The 21,458-nt window shown below is 67.3% G+C and carries 19 protein-coding genes; 7 read left to right on the forward strand and 12 right to left on the reverse strand.

Going from position 1 to position 21,458, the window contains the following annotated elements; genetic code table 11:
- Positions 1–23: 23 nt before the first annotated feature.
- From DBZ45_RS05230 to DBZ45_RS05240, 3 genes are all read left to right on the forward strand, one after another.
- A complete protein-coding gene (locus DBZ45_RS05230; protein ID WP_223256937.1) occupies positions 24–1,826 on the forward strand; it encodes a RecQ family ATP-dependent DNA helicase in 1,803 nt (600 codons plus the stop codon).
- 67 nt (positions 1,827–1,893) lie between these two features.
- Positions 1,894–2,649 (forward strand): ArsR/SmtB family transcription factor, encoded by a 756-nt coding sequence (locus DBZ45_RS05235; protein WP_111903003.1) that lies wholly within the window; start codon positions 1,894–1,896, stop codon positions 2,647–2,649.
- An 86-nt stretch (positions 2,650–2,735) separates the two neighbouring features.
- Positions 2,736–3,932, forward strand: coding sequence for a TerC family protein (locus DBZ45_RS05240; RefSeq protein ID WP_111902872.1), 1,197 nt, complete (start codon positions 2,736–2,738; stop codon positions 3,930–3,932).
- A 51-nt stretch (positions 3,933–3,983) separates the two neighbouring features.
- Here the strand turns inward: DBZ45_RS05240 and DBZ45_RS05245 are convergent, their stop codons facing one another.
- The 8 genes from DBZ45_RS05245 to DBZ45_RS05280 form a co-directional block, all read right to left on the reverse strand.
- Positions 3,984–4,910, reverse strand: a complete 927-nt coding sequence (locus DBZ45_RS05245) for a serine hydrolase domain-containing protein (RefSeq protein WP_369073516.1) — start codon at positions 4,908–4,910, stop codon at positions 3,984–3,986.
- 92 nt (positions 4,911–5,002) lie between these two features.
- Positions 5,003–5,200, reverse strand: coding sequence for a hypothetical protein (locus tag DBZ45_RS05250; protein WP_111902874.1), 198 nt, complete (start codon positions 5,198–5,200; stop codon positions 5,003–5,005).
- A gap of 256 nt (positions 5,201–5,456) precedes the next feature.
- Positions 5,457–6,083 (reverse strand): bifunctional 4-hydroxy-2-oxoglutarate aldolase/2-dehydro-3-deoxy-phosphogluconate aldolase, encoded by a 627-nt coding sequence (eda, locus tag DBZ45_RS05255; RefSeq protein WP_111902875.1) that lies wholly within the window; start codon positions 6,081–6,083, stop codon positions 5,457–5,459.
- On the reverse strand, positions 6,076–7,464 hold the full coding sequence (locus tag DBZ45_RS05260; protein WP_190243022.1) for a mannitol dehydrogenase family protein: 1,389 nt from the start codon (positions 7,462–7,464) through the stop codon (positions 6,076–6,078). Before DBZ45_RS05260 ends, eda begins: the two co-directional genes overlap by 8 nt.
- 68 nt (positions 7,465–7,532) lie before the next feature.
- Complete coding sequence (locus tag DBZ45_RS05265) at positions 7,533–8,504, reverse strand: PfkB family carbohydrate kinase (protein ID WP_111903004.1); 972 nt, start codon at positions 8,502–8,504, stop codon at positions 7,533–7,535.
- 38 nt (positions 8,505–8,542) lie between these two features.
- Positions 8,543–9,754, reverse strand: a complete 1,212-nt coding sequence (manD, locus tag DBZ45_RS05270; protein ID WP_111902876.1) for a D-mannonate dehydratase ManD — start codon at positions 9,752–9,754, stop codon at positions 8,543–8,545.
- Positions 9,755–9,837: 83 nt separating this feature from the next.
- The gene (locus tag DBZ45_RS05275) at positions 9,838–10,872 is read right to left on the reverse strand and encodes an L-idonate 5-dehydrogenase (RefSeq protein WP_111902877.1); all 1,035 of its coding nucleotides are present in this window, start codon (positions 10,870–10,872) and stop codon (positions 9,838–9,840) included.
- Positions 10,869–12,287 (reverse strand): MFS transporter, encoded by a 1,419-nt coding sequence (locus tag DBZ45_RS05280; protein WP_111902878.1) that lies wholly within the window; start codon positions 12,285–12,287, stop codon positions 10,869–10,871. Before DBZ45_RS05280 ends, DBZ45_RS05275 begins: the two co-directional genes overlap by 4 nt.
- Positions 12,288–12,441: 154 nt before the next feature.
- Between DBZ45_RS05280 and DBZ45_RS05285 the strand changes: the two genes are divergently transcribed.
- Positions 12,442–13,173, forward strand: coding sequence for a GntR family transcriptional regulator (locus DBZ45_RS05285; RefSeq protein ID WP_111902879.1), 732 nt, complete (start codon positions 12,442–12,444; stop codon positions 13,171–13,173).
- A gap of 16 nt (positions 13,174–13,189) precedes the next feature.
- Here the strand turns inward: DBZ45_RS05285 and DBZ45_RS05290 are convergent, their stop codons facing one another.
- Positions 13,190–13,735 carry a YceI family protein gene (locus DBZ45_RS05290; protein WP_111902880.1) on the reverse strand — a complete coding sequence of 182 codons (546 nt, stop codon included), beginning with the start codon at positions 13,733–13,735 and terminating at the stop codon, positions 13,190–13,192.
- Between the two features lie 326 nt (positions 13,736–14,061).
- On the opposite strand from DBZ45_RS05290, the gene DBZ45_RS05295 reads away from it, so the two are divergent.
- On the forward strand, positions 14,062–14,835 hold the full coding sequence (locus tag DBZ45_RS05295; RefSeq protein ID WP_223256939.1) for an HNH endonuclease family protein: 774 nt from the start codon (positions 14,062–14,064) through the stop codon (positions 14,833–14,835).
- 67 nt (positions 14,836–14,902) lie between these two features.
- Here the strand turns inward: DBZ45_RS05295 and DBZ45_RS05300 are convergent, their stop codons facing one another.
- Together DBZ45_RS05300 and fdhA are read right to left on the reverse strand one after the other, a co-directional pair.
- Positions 14,903–15,199, reverse strand: coding sequence for a hypothetical protein (locus DBZ45_RS05300; protein WP_111902882.1), 297 nt, complete (start codon positions 15,197–15,199; stop codon positions 14,903–14,905).
- A 131-nt stretch (positions 15,200–15,330) separates the two neighbouring features.
- The gene (fdhA, locus tag DBZ45_RS05305; RefSeq protein WP_111902883.1) at positions 15,331–16,542 is read right to left on the reverse strand and encodes a formaldehyde dehydrogenase, glutathione-independent; all 1,212 of its coding nucleotides are present in this window, start codon (positions 16,540–16,542) and stop codon (positions 15,331–15,333) included.
- 322 nt (positions 16,543–16,864) lie between these two features.
- On the opposite strand from fdhA, the gene DBZ45_RS05310 reads away from it, so the two are divergent.
- Positions 16,865–17,167 carry a DUF1540 domain-containing protein gene (locus DBZ45_RS05310; RefSeq protein WP_111902884.1) on the forward strand — a complete coding sequence of 101 codons (303 nt, stop codon included), beginning with the start codon at positions 16,865–16,867 and terminating at the stop codon, positions 17,165–17,167.
- A gap of 163 nt (positions 17,168–17,330) precedes the next feature.
- On the forward strand, positions 17,331–21,122 hold the full coding sequence (locus DBZ45_RS05315) for a TM0106 family RecB-like putative nuclease (protein ID WP_190243023.1): 3,792 nt from the start codon (positions 17,331–17,333) through the stop codon (positions 21,120–21,122).
- Here the strand turns inward: DBZ45_RS05315 and DBZ45_RS05320 are convergent.
- Positions 21,107–21,409: an acylphosphatase gene (locus tag DBZ45_RS05320; RefSeq protein WP_111902885.1), complete on the reverse strand. Its 303-nt coding sequence runs from the start codon at positions 21,407–21,409 to the stop codon at positions 21,107–21,109. The genes DBZ45_RS05315 and DBZ45_RS05320 overlap by 16 nt on opposite strands.
- Between the last annotated feature and the right edge of the window lie 49 nt (positions 21,410–21,458).

The raw sequence follows: 21,458 nt of genomic DNA on the forward strand, positions 1-21,458 counted from the left end.
ACGCCCTGTACGGAGCTGCCATCATGACCGAAGCCCTCGCCGCCACAGCCGACACAGCCGGAAGACCCACCGCCGCCGCGGATGCCGCCACACCCGACCCAGCTGGCAACAGCACAGATCCCAACAGCAATCCCGACGCCGGCCTCCGCCAACTCGCCGCCGACGCCTACGGGCTCCCCCAACTCCGCGACGGCCAGCTCGCGGGCATGCGCGCCCTCGTCCAGGGCCGCGACGTCCTCGCCGTCATGCCCACCGGTTACGGCAAGTCGGCCATCTACCAGGTTGCCGCCCTGTTCATCCACGGCGGGCACCAAGCCAAGCACCCCGACGCCACCGCGGCCAACAGCGCAAGGCGCGGTCCCGCCGTCGTCGTTTCCCCGTTGATCGCCCTCCAGGAGGACCAGCTGGACGGCCTGCTGGAGGACCTGGGCGGGGCGTCCGCCGTCGCCATCAACTCCGGCCGGAAGGATTCGGAGGTGCAGGACGCGTGGGAGGCTGCCGAGCGCGGCGAGGCGGCATTCCTCTTCCTGGCCCCCGAGCAGCTGGCCAAGTCCGAGACCGTGGAGCGGCTGGCCGCCATGAACGTCTCGTTGTTCGTGGTGGACGAGGCCCACTGCGTCTCCTCCTGGGGGCACGACTTCCGCCCCGACTACCTGCGGCTGGGCGAGGTCCGCGCGCAACTCGGCAACCCGCCCGTCGCCGCGCTCACCGCCACCGCCTCTCCCCCGGTGCGTGACGAGATCCAGCAGCGCCTGCGCATGAAGGACCCGCTGGTGCTGGTCCACGGGTTCGACCGGCCCAACATCCGGCTCGACGTCGTCCGGCACCTCGAGGACCGGGACAAGCGGCGCGCCGTCGTCGAGCAGGTGGCCGACCTCAAGGGGCCCGGCCTGCTGTATGCCGCCACACGCAAGGACACTGAAACCTACGCGGCGGAACTCACCGAACGCGGGCTGCGTGCCGCGGCGTACCACGCCGGCCGGAAGCAGAGCGAGCGTGACCAGGTCCACGAGCAGTTCCTCGACGACCAACTCGACGTCGTGGTGGCCACCACCGCATTCGGCATGGGCATCGACAAGCCCAACGTCCGCTTCGTGATCCACGCCGACATCCCCGAGTCCCTCGACGCCTACTACCAGGAAATCGGCCGCTCCGGCCGCGACGGGCAGCCCGCCTCCGCCGTCCTGCACTACCGGCCCGAGGACCTGGGCCTGCGCAAGTTCTTCGGCACCCACAAGCCGGACGAGGACGCCCTGCTCGGTGTCCTCACCGCCCTGCGCGCCGCCGACGGCCCGGTCACCCAGAAGGCGCTCGCCGAGCAGACCGGCATCCCGTCGCGGCGCCTGACCGGCCTGCTCAACGAACTGCAGGAGACCCGCTCCGTGAAGGCCCTCAAACGGGGCATCCGGCTGGACACCGACGCCAAGCTGCCCAAGGTGGTGGAACACGCCGTCGAACTCGCAGAAGCACGCCAGCGCGTGGACCGGTCCCGGATCGAGATGGCGCGCGGCTACGCGGAGACGGACGCCTGCCGCCGCCAATTCCTGCTGGGCTACTTCGGCGAGGACCTGCCCGAACCCTGCGGCAACTGCGACAACTGCGCCGACGGCTCCGCCTATGAAGAGGATTACGACGACGGCGCCGCGGCCGCCGCGGGCGGCGAAGCCTTCCCCCTCCAGGCATCCGTGGTGCACAAGGAGTGGGGCGCGGGCATCGTAATGCGGCACGAGGAGGACGTGATCACCGTGCTCTTCGAGCAGGAGGGCTACAAGACGCTCTCCCGCCAGGCCGTGACGGAGGGGAAGCTGCTGACGCTGGCGGACTGACGCCGTCGTTCTTGGGAGAACCCGCGGACCGTTGACATGTGACCAAATGGTCACCTATTCTGACGGTGTGGACGCCGTGTTCAAGGCCCTCGCCGACCCCATCCGCAGGGACCTGCTGGACGCGCTCTTCAGCGAGGACGGCCAGACCCTTGGCGCGCTGGAGTCGCGGTTCGAGATCACCCGATTCGGCGTCATGAAGCACCTGAAGATCCTGGAAGAGGCGGGCCTCGTGGTGACCAGGCGCCGCGGCCGCGAGAAACTGCACTTCCTCAATCCGGTGCCCATCAGGCTCGTCCACGACCGCTGGGTGAGCAAATACGCAGAACCATGGGCCGCTGCGCTCAGCGACCTCAAATCCCGATTGGAAAGTCCCATGGAAAAGATCTTCGAAATCTACATCAAGACCACTCCGGAACGGCTCTGGGAAGCCATCACGGACAGCGACATCCGCAGCAAGTACCAGTTCGGGAACACGCTGAAGTCGGACTGGACGCCGGGCTCCCGTTTCGAGATGGGCAACCCCAATGCCGGATCGATCCTGGGCGAGGGCGAGAACCTGGAGGTCGATCCCCCGCGCCGGCTGGTGCAGACCATGCGCGCGCTGTGGGGCGAGGACGTCAAAGCCGAGGGCACCTCCCGCGTCACCTGGGAAATCGAGCCGGTCGGCGATGACTCCTGCCACCTCACGGTCACGCACGACCAACTCCGCGAAGGCGCCAACGATCAGCTTTACGGCGGCTGGCCAATGATCCTCTCCGGCCTGAAGACCTGGCTCGAAACCGGGGAAAAGCTCACCACGCCAGGCTCGCTGATGTACGGGTAAACCCAGCGGCGCCTTGCGGGCGGGCTGAGCGGACTGGGTAGGGTTGTCTTGCACGCCCCGCCCGAAACGCTCAGGAAAGAGGCAGCATGGAAGTTCCTCCTATCGTCTGGACGCTCACGATTGCCGGGATCGTTGCGCTCCTGGTCTTCGACTTCTTCTTCCACGTCCGCAAGGCCCACACCCCGTCCCTGAAGGAATCCGCCACGTGGTCCGCCATTTACGTGGGCATGGCCCTCGTGTTCGGTCTCGGCGTCTGGCTCTTTGGCGGCTCCAAGATGGGCACAGAGTATTTCGCCGGCTACGTGACCGAGAAGGCGCTGTCCGTGGACAACCTCTTCGTCTTCCTGATCATCATGTCCAGCTTCAAGGTTCCGCGCGCCGACCAGCAGAAGGTACTCCTGTTCGGCATCGTCTTCTCGCTGATCGCGCGGACCGGCTTCATCTTCCTCGGCGCCGCGCTGATCAACAGCTTTGCCTGGGTGTTCTACATCTTCGGACTGATCCTGCTAATCACCGCCGGGAACCTGCTCAAGCCTGACAACCACGACGACGACAGCGAAACCCTCGTGGTCCGGCTCGCCAAGAAGTTCCTGCCCGCGTCCGAACATTTCGACGGCGACAAGCTCTTCACCGAGGTTGACGGCAAGAAGGTCCTCACGCCGATGCTCCTGGTGATGGTGGCCATCGGCGCCACTGACATCCTCTTCGCGCTGGACTCCATCCCGGCCATCTTCGGCCTGACGCAGAACGTGTTCATCGTCTTCACGGCCACCGCGTTCTCGCTCATGGGCCTGCGGCAGCTGTTCTTCCTCATCGACGAGCTCCTCGACCGGCTCATCTACCTCTCCTACGGCCTCGCCGCCATCCTCGGCTTCATCGGCGTGAAGCTGATCCTGCATGCCCTGCACGAGAACAACCTGCCCTTCATTAACGACGGCGAACACGTGAACGTCGTCGAAATCAGCACCGGCCTGTCGCTCAGCGTGATCCTCGGTGTACTCGCCGTCACGATTATCGGCTCCCTCCTCAGCCCCAAGGGCAAGGCCAAAACCATGGTCTCCGGCGCCAGGCGGCATGCCACCACCTACGTTGACCTCAACTACGAGACGGACATCGCCGAGCGCGAGCGGATCTTCGACAAGCTGGTCCACGAGGAGCAGGAACTCAAGAAGCAGCCGGAGAAGTACAAGCGCCTCATCCGGAACGAGACCGAGTTCATGAACCTGATCCGCCAGGCCCACGCCGAGCACGACCAGGCATTGGAGCGCGCCGGCGAGAAATAATCCACCACCAAGGCGGGGTCACGTACAGCCCAATCCGGATGGTTCATGGGGCTATAAGTGACCCCGCGTTGCTGTTCCCGCCAGGAGCCGGAAGCCGTGGCGGTCCACGGGCGCCGCTGTCGCGGTCAGAAGTACGACGCCGGTCCCCGCCTTCCGGTCCAGCCCCACCCAGGAGCGGAAACCGCCGGTGCCGCCGTTGTGCCACGTAACTGCGCGGCCCTTCACGTCCAGGGTCATCCAGCCGGCACCGATGCGGGCTGCCGGGCCGGCGAAGTTCGCCACGGGATCCAGCGCGCCCAGGCCCGGGGCTGACCCATCCAGCATGGCCTGCACCAGCCGGGCCATGTCGCCGACCGAGGCACGGATTCCGCCCGCCGGAGCAACCGCCTCGCCCGTCCACGGCTGCATCACCCGGCCAGAGCGGCTCCGGCCGGTGACCGCCGTCGGACGCACCCCAGCGGCAGTGGCTGGCGCGTAAACAGAGCCGAGCCCGAGCGGATCGGCGAGCCGCTCGCGGAGCAGGTCCTGGAAGCTCAGGCCTGCACCGGCGGCGACGGCATGGCCTAAAAGCTCGAAGCCGAAGTTGGAGTAGCGCGGGCGCGGGACGGACTGTCCGGCGGGCAGGCGCGCGGCGCGGGCCTGGTCCATCAGCTCCGCGAGGGTTTCGCCGTAGGGGTTGGTGCCGTGCAGTAGAAGGGCAAGGGTGCGTCGCAGGGTTCCCGCCTGTCGGGGCAGCCGCGGCAGGCCCGAAGAATGCCGGCTTAGCGAAGCCAGTGTCACGCCGGCCGCGGGGCAGCCGGCGAGCGGCAGCGGCTCCCCCAGCGTGATGTCGGGGCTGAGCTCGCCCCGGCTTAGGGCGTCGGCATACAGCAGCCCCGTGATCCCCTTGGAGACCGAGCCGATTTCGAAGTCAGCGGCAAGGGAGGCGCCGCGGCCCGCCACGGCAACCTCCCCTGCGGAAACAGTGGCCGCAGCCACCACTGGATGGCTGCGGCCAAAAGCTTCTTGTAATTGTTGTGCCAGTCCCGGGTCGCCATGGACCTCAGGGACCGGACTGGTGTGCCCCAGTGTCAGTGCCTGTGGAGCATGTGGCGGATCTTGTCTCCGATACCCCCGGCGGTGCGGCCGCGGCCCATGGAAGAGGTCCGTCCCGTGGTGTAGGGCCTGGTGCCCCGCGTGTAGCCCCTCGTGTATCCACCGGTCGTTCCCTGCGTGGTCCGTCCGGAAATACGTCCTGCGGCATTCCTGATCATGTTGCCCAAGTTCATGATGAACTCCTTAGGTTGTGCGTCTGTTCAGGCTGCGACCGGTTTAGGACCGGTCTTTCCCGACTTTACGCGCGTCCCGGAAGCATGGCTACGGCGGAGTAGAAGCCCTCCAAAAGCAACGGGGCCCACGCCCACAGGGTTCCCTGGCCGAGCTTGCGAGGCTAGGGCGCGGGTGGGGAGAGTCACCTACAGCCCATTGCCGCCGGTTTATTGGGCTGTAAGTGACCCCGCGTTGGTTTCCCCGGTCGACGGAGTATTAGCCGCGGAGCGCGGCTGCCTCCCGTGCCAGTTCCGTGATCTGCTGCCAGTCCCCGCTTTCGACGGCGGCGCGTGGCGTCAGCCAGCTGCCTCCAACGCAGCTGACGTTGGGCAGCTTGAGGTAGTCCGGCGCAGTGGCCAGGCTGATGCCGCCGGTCGGGCAGAACGTCACCTGTGGGATGGGCGCCCCGATCGCTGCCAGGTACGATGGGCCGCCGGCAGGGCCGGCCGGGAAGAACTTCATGGTGTCCAGCCCGCGCTCCAGCACTGCCATCACCTCGCCCACCGTGGCCACGCCCGGAAGCACCGGCACCTCGAGGGAGAGCATGTGGTCCAGCAGCGACGGCGTCACGCCGGGGCTGACCAGGAACTGAGCGCCCGCCGCCACAGCAGCGTCCGCCTGTGCGGGTGTGAGGATGGTTCCGGCTCCCACCAGGATGTCCGGCACCTCGTTGGCGATCGCCTTCAGCGAGGTCAGCGCCGTGTCCGTCCGCAGCGTGAGCTCGATGATCCGGACGCCGCCGTCGGCCAGCGCCCGGGCAACGGGAACCGCATGCTGCGGATCGTCGATGGTCACTACGGGGATGACCGGGGAGACGTTCAGAACGCTGGTGGCATCAGCCATGGTTGATCTCTTTTCTCAGGCCGTCCAGCCCGTGCGTGTCGATGATGCTGTACCAGTGGATGAGGAGGCCGGCGAACCCGCCATGCTCCGCGAGTTCGGGGTCGAAGACGCTGCGGCAGCCGAGCAGCGCCGGAACCACATCGGCCGCGGACCGCGAAACCGGCAGCGCGGCTTGGAGTTCGGCGGCCAGCGGATCGTCCAGCTTCTCCGTCGGCGTGGTGGCCACGTGTCGCATCCACGCAGCGACGGCGAGCGCCGCCCACCGCGGTTCGCGGCCGGCGTCGAGGTTTCCCCGCACGGTGCTGAGCAGGCGCAGGCCGATCTTCTGCGAACCGTCGCTGCCCACCTTGGCCGTGGTGTGGCCGAGGGCAGGGTTGGCGAAGCGGGTCAGCACCTGGGCGCAGTATCCGTCCGCGTCGAGCCCCTGCGGAAGGGTGATGGTGGGCAGGACGTCCTCGGCCATCATGCGCCGCGCAGCGGTGAAGAACGCCTCCTCGGCCACGGCGTCGCTGATGGTTTCCTTGCAGGCGGCCAGGCCGAGGTACGCCAGCAGCGAGTGGCTCGCATTCAGCAGCCGCAGCTTCGCCGCTTCCCAGGCCGCGACGTCGTTGCTGAACAGCGCTCCGGCCTCCTCCCACCGGGGGCGGCCCGCGGCGAAGTTGTCCTCGATGACCCACTGCATGAACGGCTCGGCCATCACGGCGGCCTCGTCCCGCAGCCCAAGTTCACGTTCGACGGCGTCCAGGTCACCCGCCGTCGTGGCCGGCACCATCCGGTCCACCATGGTGCTGGGGAACGTGACGTTCGTGTCCAGCCAGGCGGTGAGCGGTTCGGCGGCTTCAGCGGCCGGAAGGGCGGATGCGAAGGCACGGACCAGCTTGCCAGTAAGTTCGCCGTTGCCGGGAAGGTTGTCGCACGAGACCACGGTGAGCGGGCCCGCGCCGGTGCGGGAACGCTGCTGCAGGCCGCGGGCAAGCTGCCCGATGGCCGTGAGCGGCGCACGCCCACCAAGGTCCGCGCGGATGTCCGCATCCTCCAGATTCAGGGATCCGGTCTGCGGGTCGATCCGGTAGCCCTTCTCGGTGATGGTCAGTGTGACCACCAGGGTCTCCGGCGCTGCGATCAGGTCCACCACAGCGGCCGGGTTGTCCCGCCCCGAGATGGCGTCAACGATGCTGGACACCACCCGGAGCGGTGCCGCGCCTTCGCCCCGTTCGGCCACGGTGAAGAGCCCGTCCTGCGGAGCGAGCTGCCGGGCCACCGTGTCCGAGCGCTGCGTGACGCCGGTGATCCCCCAGCCGGATTCCCCGGACGCCAGCATGGCGTTCTCGGTGAAGACGGCGGTGTGGGCGCGGGCGAAGGCGCCCAGGCCCAGGTGCACGATGCCGGGCTTCAGTTTTTCCCGTTGCAGCAGGGGCTGATGGCCGCTGGCAGCGAGCGACGACGTGCTCAGGCGTGCGATGACAGCTCTCCTTCGGGTGTTTCCGCGGCCCGTGCCCCGAGGCTGTCTGCTCCCAGGGTCTCCGCTCCGAGGGCGTGAGCGCGGGTCTGCTCGAAGCTCGGAATGAAGCCCGTGCCGCCCCTGCCGCCCACTACCAGCGAGGCCGCGGCTGCGCCGTACCGGGCAGCCTGGGGAAGGCTGTCGCCGAGCACCAGCCGCGCGGTCAGGGTGCCCACAAAGGCGTCGCCTGCGCCGGTCTGGTCCACCACAGCCGGAGCGGGGACGGCTTCGATCCAGGCCGAATCGGTGTCGCTCTCCAGCTGAATCCCCTCGGCCCCGCACGTCACTGCGACGTTGGCCGTGCCCAGCCCGCGCAGTTTGGCTGCGGCCTCGGCGGGCGAGGACGTGCCCAGCAGGGTCGACGTCTCCCCCGGGAAGGACGGCGTCACCAGGAAGGACTTAGGCGCAAGCTCAGTGACGGCCGCCGTCGCATCCTCCACCGAGGTGAGCCGCGGCCGGTAGTTGGGGTCAAAGACAAAGCGGCGCGACACCTCGGCGGCCCGATAAACGGCGGCGCGGGACGTGGCCGAGATGGCGCAGGCGATGCCGCCGGCAATGACGGCGCCGGCCCCGGCAAACACGTCCGGGTCGACGTCGTCCGGCCCCAAAGTGGAGCCGACGCTGCCGCTGCGAGCGTAGGAGAACTCGCGCTGCCCGTCGGGGTCGCAGTGCACCAGGTACACGCCCTGCTGGCCGGGCCGGAACTTCAGCAGGTCCGTGAAAATGCCGAGTTCCGCGATCCTGGCGGCGACCGCCTGGCCGAGGTCGTCGTCGGGCAGTACTGCCAGCAGCGCGGTGCGTGCCCCGGCCGCAGCGGCAGCGGCCGCGACGTTCAGGGCATCGCCGGAGATGCCGAGCTGCGCCGGAACGCCATGCCCGAACGGGACGTCGGTGGCCACCTCGAGGAGGATCTCCCCCATGGCGACGACGTCGAACGGCTGTGCTTCAGTCGGGCTACTCACCAGTCATGCACCGACCCGTCGAGGCGGCGGTTGATGGGCAGGTACTTCGCGTCGAACGGGAACTTGGCGGCCGCCTCCTCGTCGAAGTCCACGCCGATGCCGGGAGCGTCGCCGGGGTGCATGTAGCCGTCGGTGAAGGTGTACGAGGTCTTGAACACCTCGTTGGCGGGGTCGCGGTGGCCCATGTACTCCTGAACGCCGAAGTTGGGGATGCTCATGTCCACGTGCAGCGCGGCGGCGAAGGACACCGGCGACAGGTCTCCCGCGCCGTGGGAGCCGGAACGTACGCCGTACAGGTCCGCCAGCGAGAAGATGCGGCGCAGGTGCGTGATGCCGCCGGCGTGCGAGACCGACGTGCGGATGTAGTCGATCAGGCGTTCCGTGATCAGCTGCTGGCAGTCCCAGATCGAGTTGAACACCTCACCGACGGCGATGGGGGTGGTGGTGTGCTGGCGGATCAGGCGGAACGCGGACTGGTCCTCCGCCGGCGTCGGGTCCTCGATCCAGAACGGGCGGAACGGCTCCAGCGAGGCGCCCAGCCGACCGGCCTCGATCGGCGTCAAGCGGTGGTGCACATCGTGCAGGACGTGCACACCGTAGCCGAACTGCTCCCGTACGTGAGCCATCATCCTCGGCGCGAAGTCCAGGTACGCCGTCGTCTCCCACAGATCCTCCTGCGGGATGTTGCCGCTGGCGGGCTCGTAGGTCTTGCCGTCCACCGGCGCGATCCCGTAGGTCTTCTCCAGACCCGGCACGGCGGCCTGCGCCCGGATCGCCTTGTAGCCGAGGTCCAGGTGGTGCTGGAAGTCGGCGCTGAGGTCCTCCAGCGAGGAGCCGCTGGCGTGGCCGTAGACCATGACGCCTTCGCGGGCGGCGCCGCCGAGCAGCTCGTACACCGGCATGCCCGCGGCCTTGCCCTTGATGTCCCAGAGTGCGACGTCGATCGCGGCGATCGCGGTCATGGTCACCGGCCCGCGGCGCCAGTAGGCACCCTTGTAGAAGTACTGCCAGGCGTCCTCGATGCGGCGGGCGTCGCGGCCGATCAGCAGCGGGCAGAGGTGCTCGGACAGGTAGGACGCCACGGCCAGTTCACGTCCGTTGAGGGTGGCGTCGCCGATGCCGGTAATCCCGTCCTCGGTTTCGATAACGAGCGTGACGTAATTCCGTCCTGGCGACGAAACCACTACTCGTGCGTCGGTGATCTTCACTGGTGGGGTCCTTTTGTGTTGGGTGTTGCAAGTAGCTCGCAGTAGTTGTCGTTTTGAGCCGTCAAAACGACAACTACTGCGAGTCAGTTGGGTGAGGAGAGGCGGAGCATGACCTTGCTGCTGCCGGCGGCCGGGTCCGCGGAGACCCGCATGGCTTCCGCGGCCTGGTCGATGCCGAACTTGTGGGTGATGACGGGCGAAACGTCCAGGCCGTCGGACATGGCCTTGAGCGCGTCGGTGATCTCGTCCGCGAACCGGTAGGAACCGATCCAGGTGATTTCCCGCGTCACAAGGTCCCCGAGTGCGGCCGGGGCCAGGGCGCCGGGCAGGTTGCCCGCCTGGACTATGGTGCCGCCGCGGGCGGTGGCGCGGAGGATACCGCCCAGTACGGCGGGGATGCCGGTAGCCTCGAAGACGAGCTCCACGTCCTCCGGCAGGGTTGCACCGTCGGAGAGGTTGCGGACCTCGTCCGCGCCCATGGCCTTTGCGATCTTCAGCGAGGCGTCGTTGATGTCGGTGGCGATGACGGTCCGTGCGCCGGCGTACTTGGCGGCCGCGATCACCAGGGATCCGATCGGCCCGGCGCCGTTGACCAGCACGTCCCGGCCGGCGAGCGAACCCGCCCGGCCTACCGCGTGAAGGGCGACGGCGAGCGGTTCAGCAAGTGCCCCGCGGAGGGTGTCCACGCCGTCGGGAAGCGGACGGATCTGGGACGCGCGGACCAGCTTGCGTTCGCTGAAGCCGCCGTCGGTGTGCGGATCGAAGGCTGCGGATCCGAAGTACCTGATCTTTGGGTACAGGTTGGTCCGGCCGCTGAGCCGCTCCGGCATGATCCCGTCCCCCACGAGTTCCGCGGGATGGACCGTGACCGGCTGGCCGACGTCGAGGTGTTCGACGCCATCACCCAGCTGGGCGATCCGGCCGGCCACCTCGTGGCCCAGGACAAGCGGGGCCTTCAGCTGCGCGGTTCCCGAAGCACCGTGGCGCCAGTAGGAAAGGTCGGATCCGCAGATCCCGCCCCATTCGACGTCGAGGACAACCTCCCCCGGCCCGGCGACGGGCTCGGGGCGTTCGTCGACGCGGAGGTCGTTGGCGCCGTGGACGACTACTGCTTTCACGCTGCGTCTTCCAGTCGGACCATGTCACGGCCGCGGACCTCGGGTCCCACAACGGCGGACACCAGGGTAATCAGCGAGTAGCCGATCAGCATGGCGGCCAAAGGCCACCAGTGCCCGGTGACTGCGGTGAGCGTGGCGGCAAGCAGGGGGCCGATGGCGGTGGCGAGGATGCCGCCGATTTCCTTGGCCAGTGCCAGCTGCGTGAAGCGGGTGCGGGCTCCGAAGAACTCGGCCATGGTGACGCTTTCCATCGAGAACAGGCTGAGCACGCCGAGGTTCAGGCCGGCGACGATGGCGATGGTGACGAGGGTCGGGTTGCCGCTGGTGACCATCAGCATCATGGGAATCGCGAAGACCGCGGTGGCGGCGCTCAGGACGATGTACAGCGGCCGGCGGCCGAAACGGTCGCCCAGGATGCCGATCAGCGGGACGGTGGCGAAACCGATGATCGAGCCGATCATGATGGCTGTGGTGCCGACGGACTTGTTCATGAGCAGGACCGTGGCGAGGTAGCCGATGAGGAAGGTCTGGATGAGTCCGGAGTTGCCGGCCTGCCCGAAGCGGAGGCCGAGGGCGATCAGGAAGGACTTGCCCTTGCGCTGGTGCAGCGCAGCTTCGATGGTGCTGGTGGACTGGGTCTTGTGCTTGGGCTGGTCTGCTTCGTTTGCTGCGGTGCCGGGCTCGGCGACTAGGTCACGCTTGGCGAGTGCGACGCCGTCGACGACGTCCTCACGCTGCTCGAAAACGGGGCTCTCCTTAAGCGAGCGGCGGATCCAGACGGCGAAGATCATCAGCAGGAAGCTGGCCAGGAACGGCAGGCGCCAGCCCCAGGTCAGCAGCTGGTCCTCGGAAAGTACCGCCACCAGGATGGCCCAAAGCGCGGACGCAGCGAGGGTGCCGGAGTTGGTGCCGAGGCAGACGAGGGAGGAAATGAGGCCGCGGCGGCGGGCCGGGGCGTACTCCGCCAGCATCACGGTGGCGCCGGCGATTTCCGCGCCAGCACCGAAGCCCTGGATCAGGCGCAGGGCCACGAGGAGAATGGGCGCCCAGATGCCCACCATGGCGTAAGTGGGCAGGACACCGATGAGCGTGGTGGATGCACCCATCAGCGCGATGGTGATGAAGAGGACCTTCTTGCGGCCGATCCTGTCGCCCATGCGGCCGAAGTACACGGCACCGACCAGGCGGGCCACGTAGCCCACCCCGTAAGTTGCCATCGCGGCGATGAGGCCGATGACCGGGCTCACGTCGGGAAAAAAGATCTTGTTGAAGACGATGGCCGCAGCCAGCGAGTAGAGCTGGAAGTCCATGAATTCCATGGCCGTTCCGAGCCAGCCGGAGACCGCAACCTTCGCAAGGTCGCGAGTGGTCCTTGTTTCGGTCTTGGCGGTGGGCGGTGCGATGCTCTCGGTCATCTGTTGCTCCTTTGCAGGCGATGAAGAAGGGGTGGAGAGATATGCCTGTGAATTGTGGCCGGTTCGGCGGGCAGGAAAGCTGTCCTTTGGCCGCTTGCTAACTACCATACAAGCACTACCATTCTAGTTTGTCAACGATGGCTACACTGGATGCATGGCAACCGGCAAACCCGAAAAAGGGCAGTCCCCGCGGCTTTCCGTGCGGGACCAGACACTGGATACGCTCCGGCGTCGCATCATCTCCCTGCAGCTCCCTCCCGGCGAGCCGTTGTCCGAAAACGAGCTCGCCCAGGAACTGGGTGTCAGCCGGACACCCGTACGCGAAAGCCTCATCCTGCTGCGGGAAGAGGGGCTGGTTCAGGTCTTCCCGCAGATCGGTTCGTTCGTCTCGCTGGTGGACCTGGGCCGCGTAGCGGAGGCCCAGTTCGTCCGCGAAGCCATTGAATGCGCCTCCCTGAAGGAAGCGGTGGTGGACGCCTCCGGGCTCGCCGGACTGCGGGAGATTCTGGCCGCACAGCGAACCGCAGAGGCGGCCGGTGACATCGAGGAGTTCTTCCGGCTCGACGAGGACTTCCACCGCGAGCTCCTTCGCCTGGCGGGGCACGAGTCGGCCTGGACTGCTGTCAACTCGGCCAAGGCCCACCTGGACCGTGCCCGCCGGCTCAGCCTGATCGACACGCGGCCCGTGTCCACGCTGATCGAACAGCACACCGCAGTGGTGGACGCGCTCGAGGCCAACAACCGCACCGAAGCGGACAGCTCACTGCGCGTGCACCTGCGGGGCGTCTTCGAGGACGTCAAGCGCATCCAGGCGTCATCACCCGAACTCTTCTCCGACGGCACAGCCTCCCGCCCCGTAAGGCGTAGCATCGCCCGGCTTTCCTAATTCCGGGCGGGCGGCGCTACCCCTGCTTGACCAGCGCGGCCTCGAGGTTGATCTTCACCTTGTCGCTGACCAGGAGTCCGCCGGCTTCCAGGGCTGCGTTCCAGGTCAGGCCGAACTCCTTGCGGCTGATCTCGGTCTCGGCGGAGAAGCCTGCACGCGTGGCGCCGAACGGGTCGACGGCGACGCCGGTGAACTCGACCTCGAGCTCGACCGGCTTGGTGATGCCCTTGATGGTGAGGTCCCCGGTCAGGGTGTAGTCCTCGCCGTCGCCCTCAATGTGAGTCCCTTTGAAGGTCATCTCTGGGAAACGCCCGACGTCGAAGAAGTCCTCCCCCTTCACGTGCGCGTCGCGGTTGGCGTCACCGGAATCGAAGCTGGCCGTGCGCACGGTGGCATGCACCGAGGAATCGGCCAGGGACTCGTGCACATGGGCCTCGGCGGTTGCTTCCCGGAACCGCCCGCGGACCTTGCTGATCCCGGCGTGCCGTACGCTGAAGCCGATCTCGCTGTGGGACATGTCGAGTGTCCAAATACCGGGGGTCAGGCCTGCGGGAAGAGTCATGACGCATCTCCTTTGAAGGAAAAACCTGCTGGTCAGTGCGGTTTCAACACTGGTTTAGCCGGGCTACGAAGTCAAGGACGAGTAGCTTCGCTGGAGGCCACGCGGGCAGCCAAACGGCCCCCAGCGTAAATCCCGCACATTCCTAGCCAATTTTCAGGAAACTTCTCTAGCCTAGGAGCAGGCCCACCGCGTATCCCCCATCCGAGGTGGTCCTGCCGCTAGGAGAAGCCCCGCAACGCCATCAGGCAGTGCGGGGCTCTCTGCGTTTCAGGACGTCCTCCGCGTGGCACCGCCAGCTCGGCCCGGCCGGCCAGTACGATCGATCGTTGAATCGACAACCAGCGCCACGGGAGTACACCGCCTTGCACCACGCACCGCCCCGCAGAAGGAACTGGTTTGCAGCCGGCGCCCTTGCCGCCGTCATCCTTGCCACCACCGCCTGCGGCGGGGCGATCAGCGCAACGCGGCAGCCGTCGTCGGACGCTGTCCCCCGCGTATCAGCCGGCAACGCGCCCGGCTACGCCGTCAAAGCAGCCGACCTCCTCGCCACTCTGCCGGTCAAGGGACGCGCACCGAAAACGGGCTACGACCGGGAGGAGTTCGGCCCGGCCTGGTCGGACACGGACCACAACGGCTGCGACACCCGCAACGACATCCTCGCCCGGGACCTCAAATCCACAGCGTTCAAGCCCGGAACCAAGAACTGCATCGTGCTGACGGGCACCCTCGCCGATCCCTACACGGCCACCACCATCGCCTTCACGCGCGGGAACAAAACCAGCAGCGCGGTCCAGATCGACCACGTCGTTGCCCTCAGTGACGCGTGGCAGAAGGGCGCCCAGCGCCTCAGCAAGGCACAGCGGACCGCCTTCGCCAACGATCCCCTCAACCTGCTGGCCGCGTCCGGCCCCGCCAACCAGCAAAAGTCCGACGGCGACGCCGCCACCTGGCTGCCGAGCAGCAAGGCCTACCGCTGCCCTTACGTCGCCCGGCAGATTTCGGTCAAGGCGAAGTACAAGCTGTGGGTGACCCAGGCCGAGCGCACCGCGATGGCCTCGGTCCTGGCCCAATGCGGTGGCACCGTGGCCGGCGGCAAGTAACCGGCGGCACCGAGCCGGCGGCACCGAGCCGGCCGCCCGTAGCCGGGAGCCCGTCCAAACGGCCGGCTCAGCCCTCCTCCGGCACCTCGCGCGCGAACGGGTAGTCGTCCTCGTCGCTGCCGGGCGTGCCCGTGGCCTGCTCAATGGCGTCGGCCTCGGCCGCTTGTTCCGCTGAGAGATCGGGGGCGGCGGCCGGTCCGTTGGACCTAAGCGGGGTCCGCTGCTCCAGGGCATCCGCCTCGGGAACGCCCTCGGGCAACGGCCGCTGTTCCTCGTCCCCGGACTCCCCGCCCGCCGGCTGGCGCTGCTCAAAGGCGTCAACGTCCGGCACTTCGAGCGGTGTTTCGTCCTGCTGGCTGTTCATGGATCTCCTCCTGTGGCTGGGCCCGTCCTTCCACGAGTCTGGCCCTACTCGCCGACGACGGCAATGGGGACCGCGTGCGGCCCATCCTCTGAGGCCGGGCCGCCCGCGTGTCCCCCGCCGCCACACCTACGTCAGCTGAGGTATCCGTTCGGGTTCAGCACGTACTTGGTGGCGGCGCCGGCGTCGAATTCGGCGTAACCCTTCGGTGCTTCGTCCAGCGGAATCGGCTTGGCGTTGACGTTCTTGGCAATGCTGACGCGGTCGTTGAGGATGGCCATCATCAGCTGCCGGTTGTACTTCATCACCGGACACTGGCCGGTGACGAAGCTCAGCGACTTCGCCCAGCCCGTGCCAAGGCTCAGGCTCAGGGAACCCTTCTTGGCAGACTCGTCGATGCCGCCCGGGTCCCCCGTCACATACAGCCCGGGAATACCCAGCGCGCCGCCGGCCGCCGTGATGTCCATCAGCGAATTCAGCACCGTGGCCGGCGCCTCCTGGGCGCCCTGGCCGTGGCCCTTCGCCTCGAAGCCAACAGCGTCTACGCCGCAGTCCACCTCAGGAACACCGAGGATCTGTTCGATCTGCTCCGCGGGCCCGCCCTTGGTGAGGTCCACTGTTTCACAGCCGAAGCTGCGGGCTTGCGCCAGCCGGTCGCTGTTCATGTCGCCCACAATTACGACGGCGGCACCCAGCAGGTGCGCGCTCGTCGCCGCTGCCAGTCCAACGGGACCGGCCCCCGCCACGTATACCGTAGAGCCGACGCCGACCCCCGCCGATACGGCACCGTGGTAGCCAGTGGGGAAGATGTCCGAGAGCATGGCCAGGTCCAGGATCTTCTCCATGGCCTTGTCCTTGTCCGGGAACTTGAGCAGGTTCCAGTCCGCGTACGGCACGAGCACATAGTTGGCCTGGCCGCCCACCCAGCCGCCCATGTCCACGTAGCCGTAGGCGCTGCCCGGCCTGTCCGGATTCACGTTGAGGCAGATGCCGGTCTTGCGCTCCTTGCAGTTCCGGCAACGGCCACACGAGATATTGAAAGGCACGGAGCACAGGTCGCCCACCTTGATGAATTCGACGCCGGGTCCCACTTCCACCACTTCACCGGTGATTTCGTGGCCCAGCACCAGGTCGGGCGGCGCCGTGGTCCGGCCCCTGACCATGTGCTGGTCCGAGCCGCAGATGTTGGTGGCCACCGTCTTGAGAATTGCACCGTGGGGCACCTGCCGCCCCACGTTGGCCGGGTTTACGCCCGGCCCGTCCTTAAGTTCAAAAGTGGGGTAATCGATATCGATGACCTCCACCTTGCCGGGTCCCTTGTAGGCAACGGCTTTGTTCCCTTCCATCTCTTTCCTCCTGGCGTCACTGACCCTTCCCCTGAAGGGTCGGCGGTGAATTCATGAGTGTGTGATGCGCCCTCCTGGGCATTCCCTTGAAAGACCTGACGGCGCCGTCGGGCCTTAAAGGTGGAGGGTCCTGACAGTCTAGAACGGTGTCCGCGAGGGGTCCATGGGGCTGGGCGGGAAATTGAGAGCAGACACTCAGGAGTTGGGTTTAGCAATTACGTCAATTACGCAACACAATTGGGTCTTTTTGATTGGACCCATCCGGCCTACGTTGGGAAAAGCGAGTCGCCCAGCCCGGGCGTCCGGAATCTTGGAGGAATCCATGAGCACGCACGTAGCCGATTGCAGCGTCACCAACTGCTCCTTCAACGACCATTCTGAATGCAACGCCGAGGCCATCACGGTTGGCGGCACCACGGACCACGCCTCGTGCGCCACCTTCATCGACACCGGCATTCACGGCGGCCTGCCGAAGGTCCTCGCCGGTGTCGGGGCGTGCCAGCGGGCGGAATGCGTCCACAACGACCACCTCATGTGCAAGGCACCGGAAGTCCACGTCGGCCCGGGCCCCGACAACGCCGACTGCCTCACCTACTCCCACAATGGACGGCAGGCCGCCCACTAATCTGCACATTCTCTGACCTGCGCAAGCACGTGGGGTCCCCCCGTTGGCGCTGCTCCTCGCTCAGCAAAGCTCCCGGTGCGGTTTGATTGTCATAGCCTCTTGCTAGATTCAAATCAGTGCACCGGGAACCGTCCCGGGGCGAGGCTGCCAATGGGGAGGCCCCATGTTCCTGCTTCACCCGACCATGCCGGGAGCGCCAGCTGATCTGGTGTTCTCAGCCAGCGACCTCGTGGCCGCCAGCGAGTGCGAGTACCGCACGCTGCGGATCCTGGACGAGAAGCTGGGCCGCTCACCCAAGGCCGATTTCCCCGCCGACGAGATGCAGGCGCGTGCCGGCAAACTCGGCGACGTCCACGAGCACAAGGTACTCGCCTCCCTCATCGATGACCATGGCCCCTGGGATCCGGTGCACGGCACCGGCGTCTACTGCGTGGAGCGCGGAACCACGGACCGGGCGGACCTGGCGGACAAAGCCCGGGAAACCGCCACCGCCCTCCGCACCGGCGCCGACGTAGTCTTCCAGGCCACCTTTTTCGACGGCGAGTTCCTCGGCTACGCGGACTTCCTGGTTCGGGAGAAAGATGACTCGTATGGTTCTGACCTGGCTGGTTCTGACGTGCCTGGTTCCGGCGTGCCTGATGGGGACCGCGGTGCCCCGCGGTACGCGGTCTGGGACACCAAGCTGGCGCGGCACGCCAAGGTGGGGGCCCTGCTGCAGCTCGCTGCGTATGGCGACCAGCTGATCAGCCTCGGACTCGAACCCGCCCCGCGCGTCACCCTGGTTCTGGGCAACCTTGAGCGCAGCACTCACTCGTTGCCCGATCTGCTGCCCGTGTACCGCGAGCGCCGGGCGCGGTTCCGTGAGCTCACCGCCGCGCACCGTAACGCGGAGGCTCGCGTGGCGTGGCAGCAGCCCGGGGTCAGCTACTGCGGCAGGTGCGACTACTGCGCCGAGCAGGTGGCCCAGCACCGGGACCTGCTGATGGTGGCAGGCATGACCTCCGTCCAGCGGAAGAAGCTCGTTGCGGATGGCGTCACCACCATCGACGCCCTCGCCGAACTGCCCCTGCACCTTGCCACAGGGTCGCGGCGGCGGCTGCGCGACCAGGCCAGGATGCAGACCGGCCGCGAGGTTGAGGACGGTTCGCGCACCTTCGTGAAGGAGGGCCGGCCGCACACCGTCACGTACAAGGTGCTGGCAGACAATGCACTGGCCGGGATTCCTGCCCCGAGTGAGGGAGACATCTTCTTCGACTTCGAGGGCGACCCCCTCTGGCAGGATCCCGCGGGCCAATGGGGCCTGGAGTACCTCTTCGGCGTGATCGAGGCTCCGTTGCCCTCCGATCCGCCGGGCCAGGAACCGGTGTTCCGGCCGTTCTGGGCCCACTCGCGGGCGGATGAACGGCAGGCGTTCCTGGACTTCCTCGCCTACGTGGAGGAACGCCGGGCCCGGTATCCGGACATGCACGTCTACCACTACGCGCCCTACGAAAAAACGGCCCTGCGCAACCTCTCACTGAACCACGTCGCCGGCGAGGACGTGGTGGATTCGTGGCTTCGCGACGGGCTGCTCGTGGACCTCTACGCCACGGTCCGGCACTCACTCCGCATCTCCGAGGCCTCGTACTCCATCAAGAAGCTCGAGCCCCTGTACATGGGAGACAACCTGCGCTCCGGGGACGTCAAGGACGCCGGCGCCTCGGTGGTGGCATACGCCGCATACTGCGAGGCGCGCGACGCCGGACCCGAGACGCAGGCGGAAGCGGCGGCCATCCTGGCCTCCATTTCCGATTACAACCAGTACGACTGCCTTTCCACGCTGCGCCTCCGCGACTGGCTGCTGCAGTTGCGTGGCGGCGGGGCACCCGCTGCGCTGCCGGAGATCATTGCCCAGCCAGAGATCGGTGCTCCTGCGGAAGCCGGCGCCCTGGAAGCTTCCGGTTCCCAAACGCCGTCGGATGCAGTCCCGGACGCTGAACCTTCACCGGAGGAAGCAAGCCTGCGTGCCTTTCTGGATGCCATTCCGGAGCACCGCGAGCTGACGCCGGACGAGCAGGCCGTGGCCATGGTCGCGGCGGCCACTGGCTACCACCGGCGGGAGCGCAAGCAGTTCTGGTGGGAGCATTTCGACCGCCTCGAATCCGAGGTCGACAGGTGGCGGGACCAGCGCAACGTATTCATTGTCGAAGCAGCTGAGGTCGTCTCGGACTGGGCGCCGCCCACTGCCCGCGCCCGGACGGAGTCCCGCACCCTGCGGCTCACCGGAATCATGAGCGAGGGGTCGGAGTTCAAGCCGGGTTCCACCTGGTTCAGGATGTTCGAGGACCCCCTGCCCGACGGCCTCGGGGACGTCGACGGCGGGCGGACCCCGCGGCGAGCGGCAGCGAGTCAGCATGCAGGTGCAGGCGCTGCAGAAGCACGCCACGAAGCCAGCATGCCGCCCTCGCGGGACGGCATCTTCGGAACGCTCGTGGAAGCCGTCGAGGACCATCCCGATCAGCCTGGCCGGACCGTCATCACCATCACGGAGAAGTCCACGGGAAAGGTGCCGCCGTACTTCCAGCTGCCCATGGCGCTGACAGACGACCGCCCCATACCCACCGCCAGCATCGAAGCTGCGCTCGCGGAACTCGCGCAGCTTGTCGGCTCCTCACTGCCGGACCTTCCCAAGCATCCCGGCGTGGACATCCTGCGCCGCACAGCACCCAGGCTGGCCGGCATCCCGAATCTGCCTGCCGTTGGCAACGACGCAGAGGGCAACTCCGACTACGCGACTGCGATTACCCGGGCGCTCGAACACCTCGACCGGTCCTACGTGGCTGTGCAGGGTCCTCCGGGGACGGGCAAGACGTTCGTCGGTTCCCACGTCATCGCCCGACTGGTGCAGGCCGGCTGGAAGGTCGGCGTGGTCGCCCAGTCGCACGCCGTCGTCGAGAACATGCTCTGCACGGCGATCGAGAAGGCCGGGGTGGATCCGGCCGTGGTGGCCAAGAAGCTGTCCCAACCGCACGACGTCCCGTGGACCTGCGTATCCGACGAGGGCATCGTGAGGCTTTTGGACGCCGACGGCGGTTGCCTGGTTGGCGGAACTGCCTGGACCATGACGGGTAAATGCGTGCCGGCACGATCCCTGGATCTGCTGGTCATCGACGAGGCCGGCCAGTATTCGCTGGCCAACACCCTGGCCGTGGCCCGGTCCGCGAAGCGGCTCCTACTGCTCGGCGACCCGCAGCAGCTTCCCCAGGTCACCCAGGGGTGGCATCCTGAGCCGGTCGATGAGTCGGCGTTGGGTTGGCTGTCAGCCGGGCACGCCACCATGCCTGCCGAGCGGGGCTACTTCCTCGCCGATTCCTGGCGGATGCATCCCGAACTCTGCCGCAGGGTGTCACTGCTCAGCTACGACGGCAGGTTGGAATCCGCGCCGGCGGCATCCCTGCGCCATCTCGACGGGGTACCACCGGGCGTGGAAACCGTTCTGGTGCGGCATTCCGGCAACACCACAGGCTCTGCGGAAGAGGCGGCAGCGATCGTTGGGCTGGCGCGCGAGCATATCGGGCTCAAGTGGACGCCGGGCAAGGACGAGCCGATCCGGAGGCTGGAAGCCAGGGACATCCTGGTGGTGGCTGCGTACAACGCCCAGGTGCAGGCCGTCCGGCACGCCCTGGACCATGAGGGCCTGTCCGAGGTGCGGGTCGGCACGGTGGACAAGTTCCAGGGCCAGGAGGCTCCCGTGGTGCTCGTGTCCATGGCGTGTTCGGCCATTGCCGAGGCACCGCGCGGCGCCGAATTCCTGCTCAACCGCAACCGGATCAACGTGGCTGTGTCCCGTGGTCAATGGCGGGCGGTGGTGGTCCGCTCCCCTGAGCTCACGAACTACATGCCGTCACGGCCGTTCGCGCTCGAGGAGCTCGGGGCCTTCCTGGGCCTCAGCCCGGGGATTCAGCTGACAACCTGAAAGCTCCCGAATCCGCCTTCAGCCGGGGAGACCTTCTCGTCGACGTGCGCCACCCTCCCCGGTGCGTGGGATGATCCGAGCCAGCGCCTGAATTCGACGATGTCCGGCTGCGGGCCCTCCGCGACTACGGCGACTGAACCGTCGTCGTCGTTCCTGACCGAACCGGTCAGCCCCAGCTCATCGGCCTTGCGGGCGGTCCAGTACCGGAAGCCGACGCCCTGGACCATGCCTGTGACGCGTGCGGTGAGGCGGACGCTATCCGGGTCGGCTGCGTTCGAGTCAGTCATGGAACCAATGTAGCGCCGGCGGCCTTCGTCTCGACAGGCTCTACCAGAA

The organism is Arthrobacter globiformis (assembly GCF_003261175.1).
In the GTDB taxonomy this organism is placed as follows: Bacteria; Actinomycetota; Actinomycetes; order Actinomycetales; family Micrococcaceae; genus Arthrobacter; species Arthrobacter globiformis_A.

Bases quoted from the DNA above. Each gene is read 5' to 3' on its own strand.
- fdhA (WP_111902883.1), bottom strand. From the start codon at position 16,542: ATGGAAGGGAACAAAGCCGTTGCCTACAAGGGACCCGGCAAGGTGGAG.
- DBZ45_RS05310 (WP_111902884.1), top strand. From the start codon at position 16,865: ATGAGCACGCACGTAGCCGATTGCAGCGTCACCAACTGCTCCTTCAAC.
- DBZ45_RS05230 (WP_223256937.1), top strand. From the start codon at position 24: ATGACCGAAGCCCTCGCCGCCACAGCCGACACAGCCGGAAGACCCACC.
- DBZ45_RS05285 (WP_111902879.1), top strand. From the start codon at position 12,442: ATGGCAACCGGCAAACCCGAAAAAGGGCAGTCCCCGCGGCTTTCCGTG.
- DBZ45_RS05320 (WP_111902885.1), bottom strand. From the start codon at position 21,409: ATGACTGACTCGAACGCAGCCGACCCGGATAGCGTCCGCCTCACCGCA.
- DBZ45_RS05240 (WP_111902872.1), top strand. From the start codon at position 2,736: ATGGAAGTTCCTCCTATCGTCTGGACGCTCACGATTGCCGGGATCGTT.
- eda (WP_111902875.1), bottom strand. From the start codon at position 6,083: ATGGCTGATGCCACCAGCGTTCTGAACGTCTCCCCGGTCATCCCCGTA.
- DBZ45_RS05300 (WP_111902882.1), bottom strand. From the start codon at position 15,199: ATGAACAGCCAGCAGGACGAAACACCGCTCGAAGTGCCGGACGTTGAC.
- DBZ45_RS05250 (WP_111902874.1), bottom strand. From the start codon at position 5,200: ATGAACTTGGGCAACATGATCAGGAATGCCGCAGGACGTATTTCCGGA.
- DBZ45_RS05315 (WP_190243023.1), top strand. From the start codon at position 17,331: ATGTTCCTGCTTCACCCGACCATGCCGGGAGCGCCAGCTGATCTGGTG.
- DBZ45_RS05290 (WP_111902880.1), bottom strand. From the start codon at position 13,735: ATGACTCTTCCCGCAGGCCTGACCCCCGGTATTTGGACACTCGACATG.
- DBZ45_RS05265 (WP_111903004.1), bottom strand. From the start codon at position 8,504: ATGGGGGAGATCCTCCTCGAGGTGGCCACCGACGTCCCGTTCGGGCAT.
- DBZ45_RS05280 (WP_111902878.1), bottom strand. From the start codon at position 12,287: ATGACCGAGAGCATCGCACCGCCCACCGCCAAGACCGAAACAAGGACC.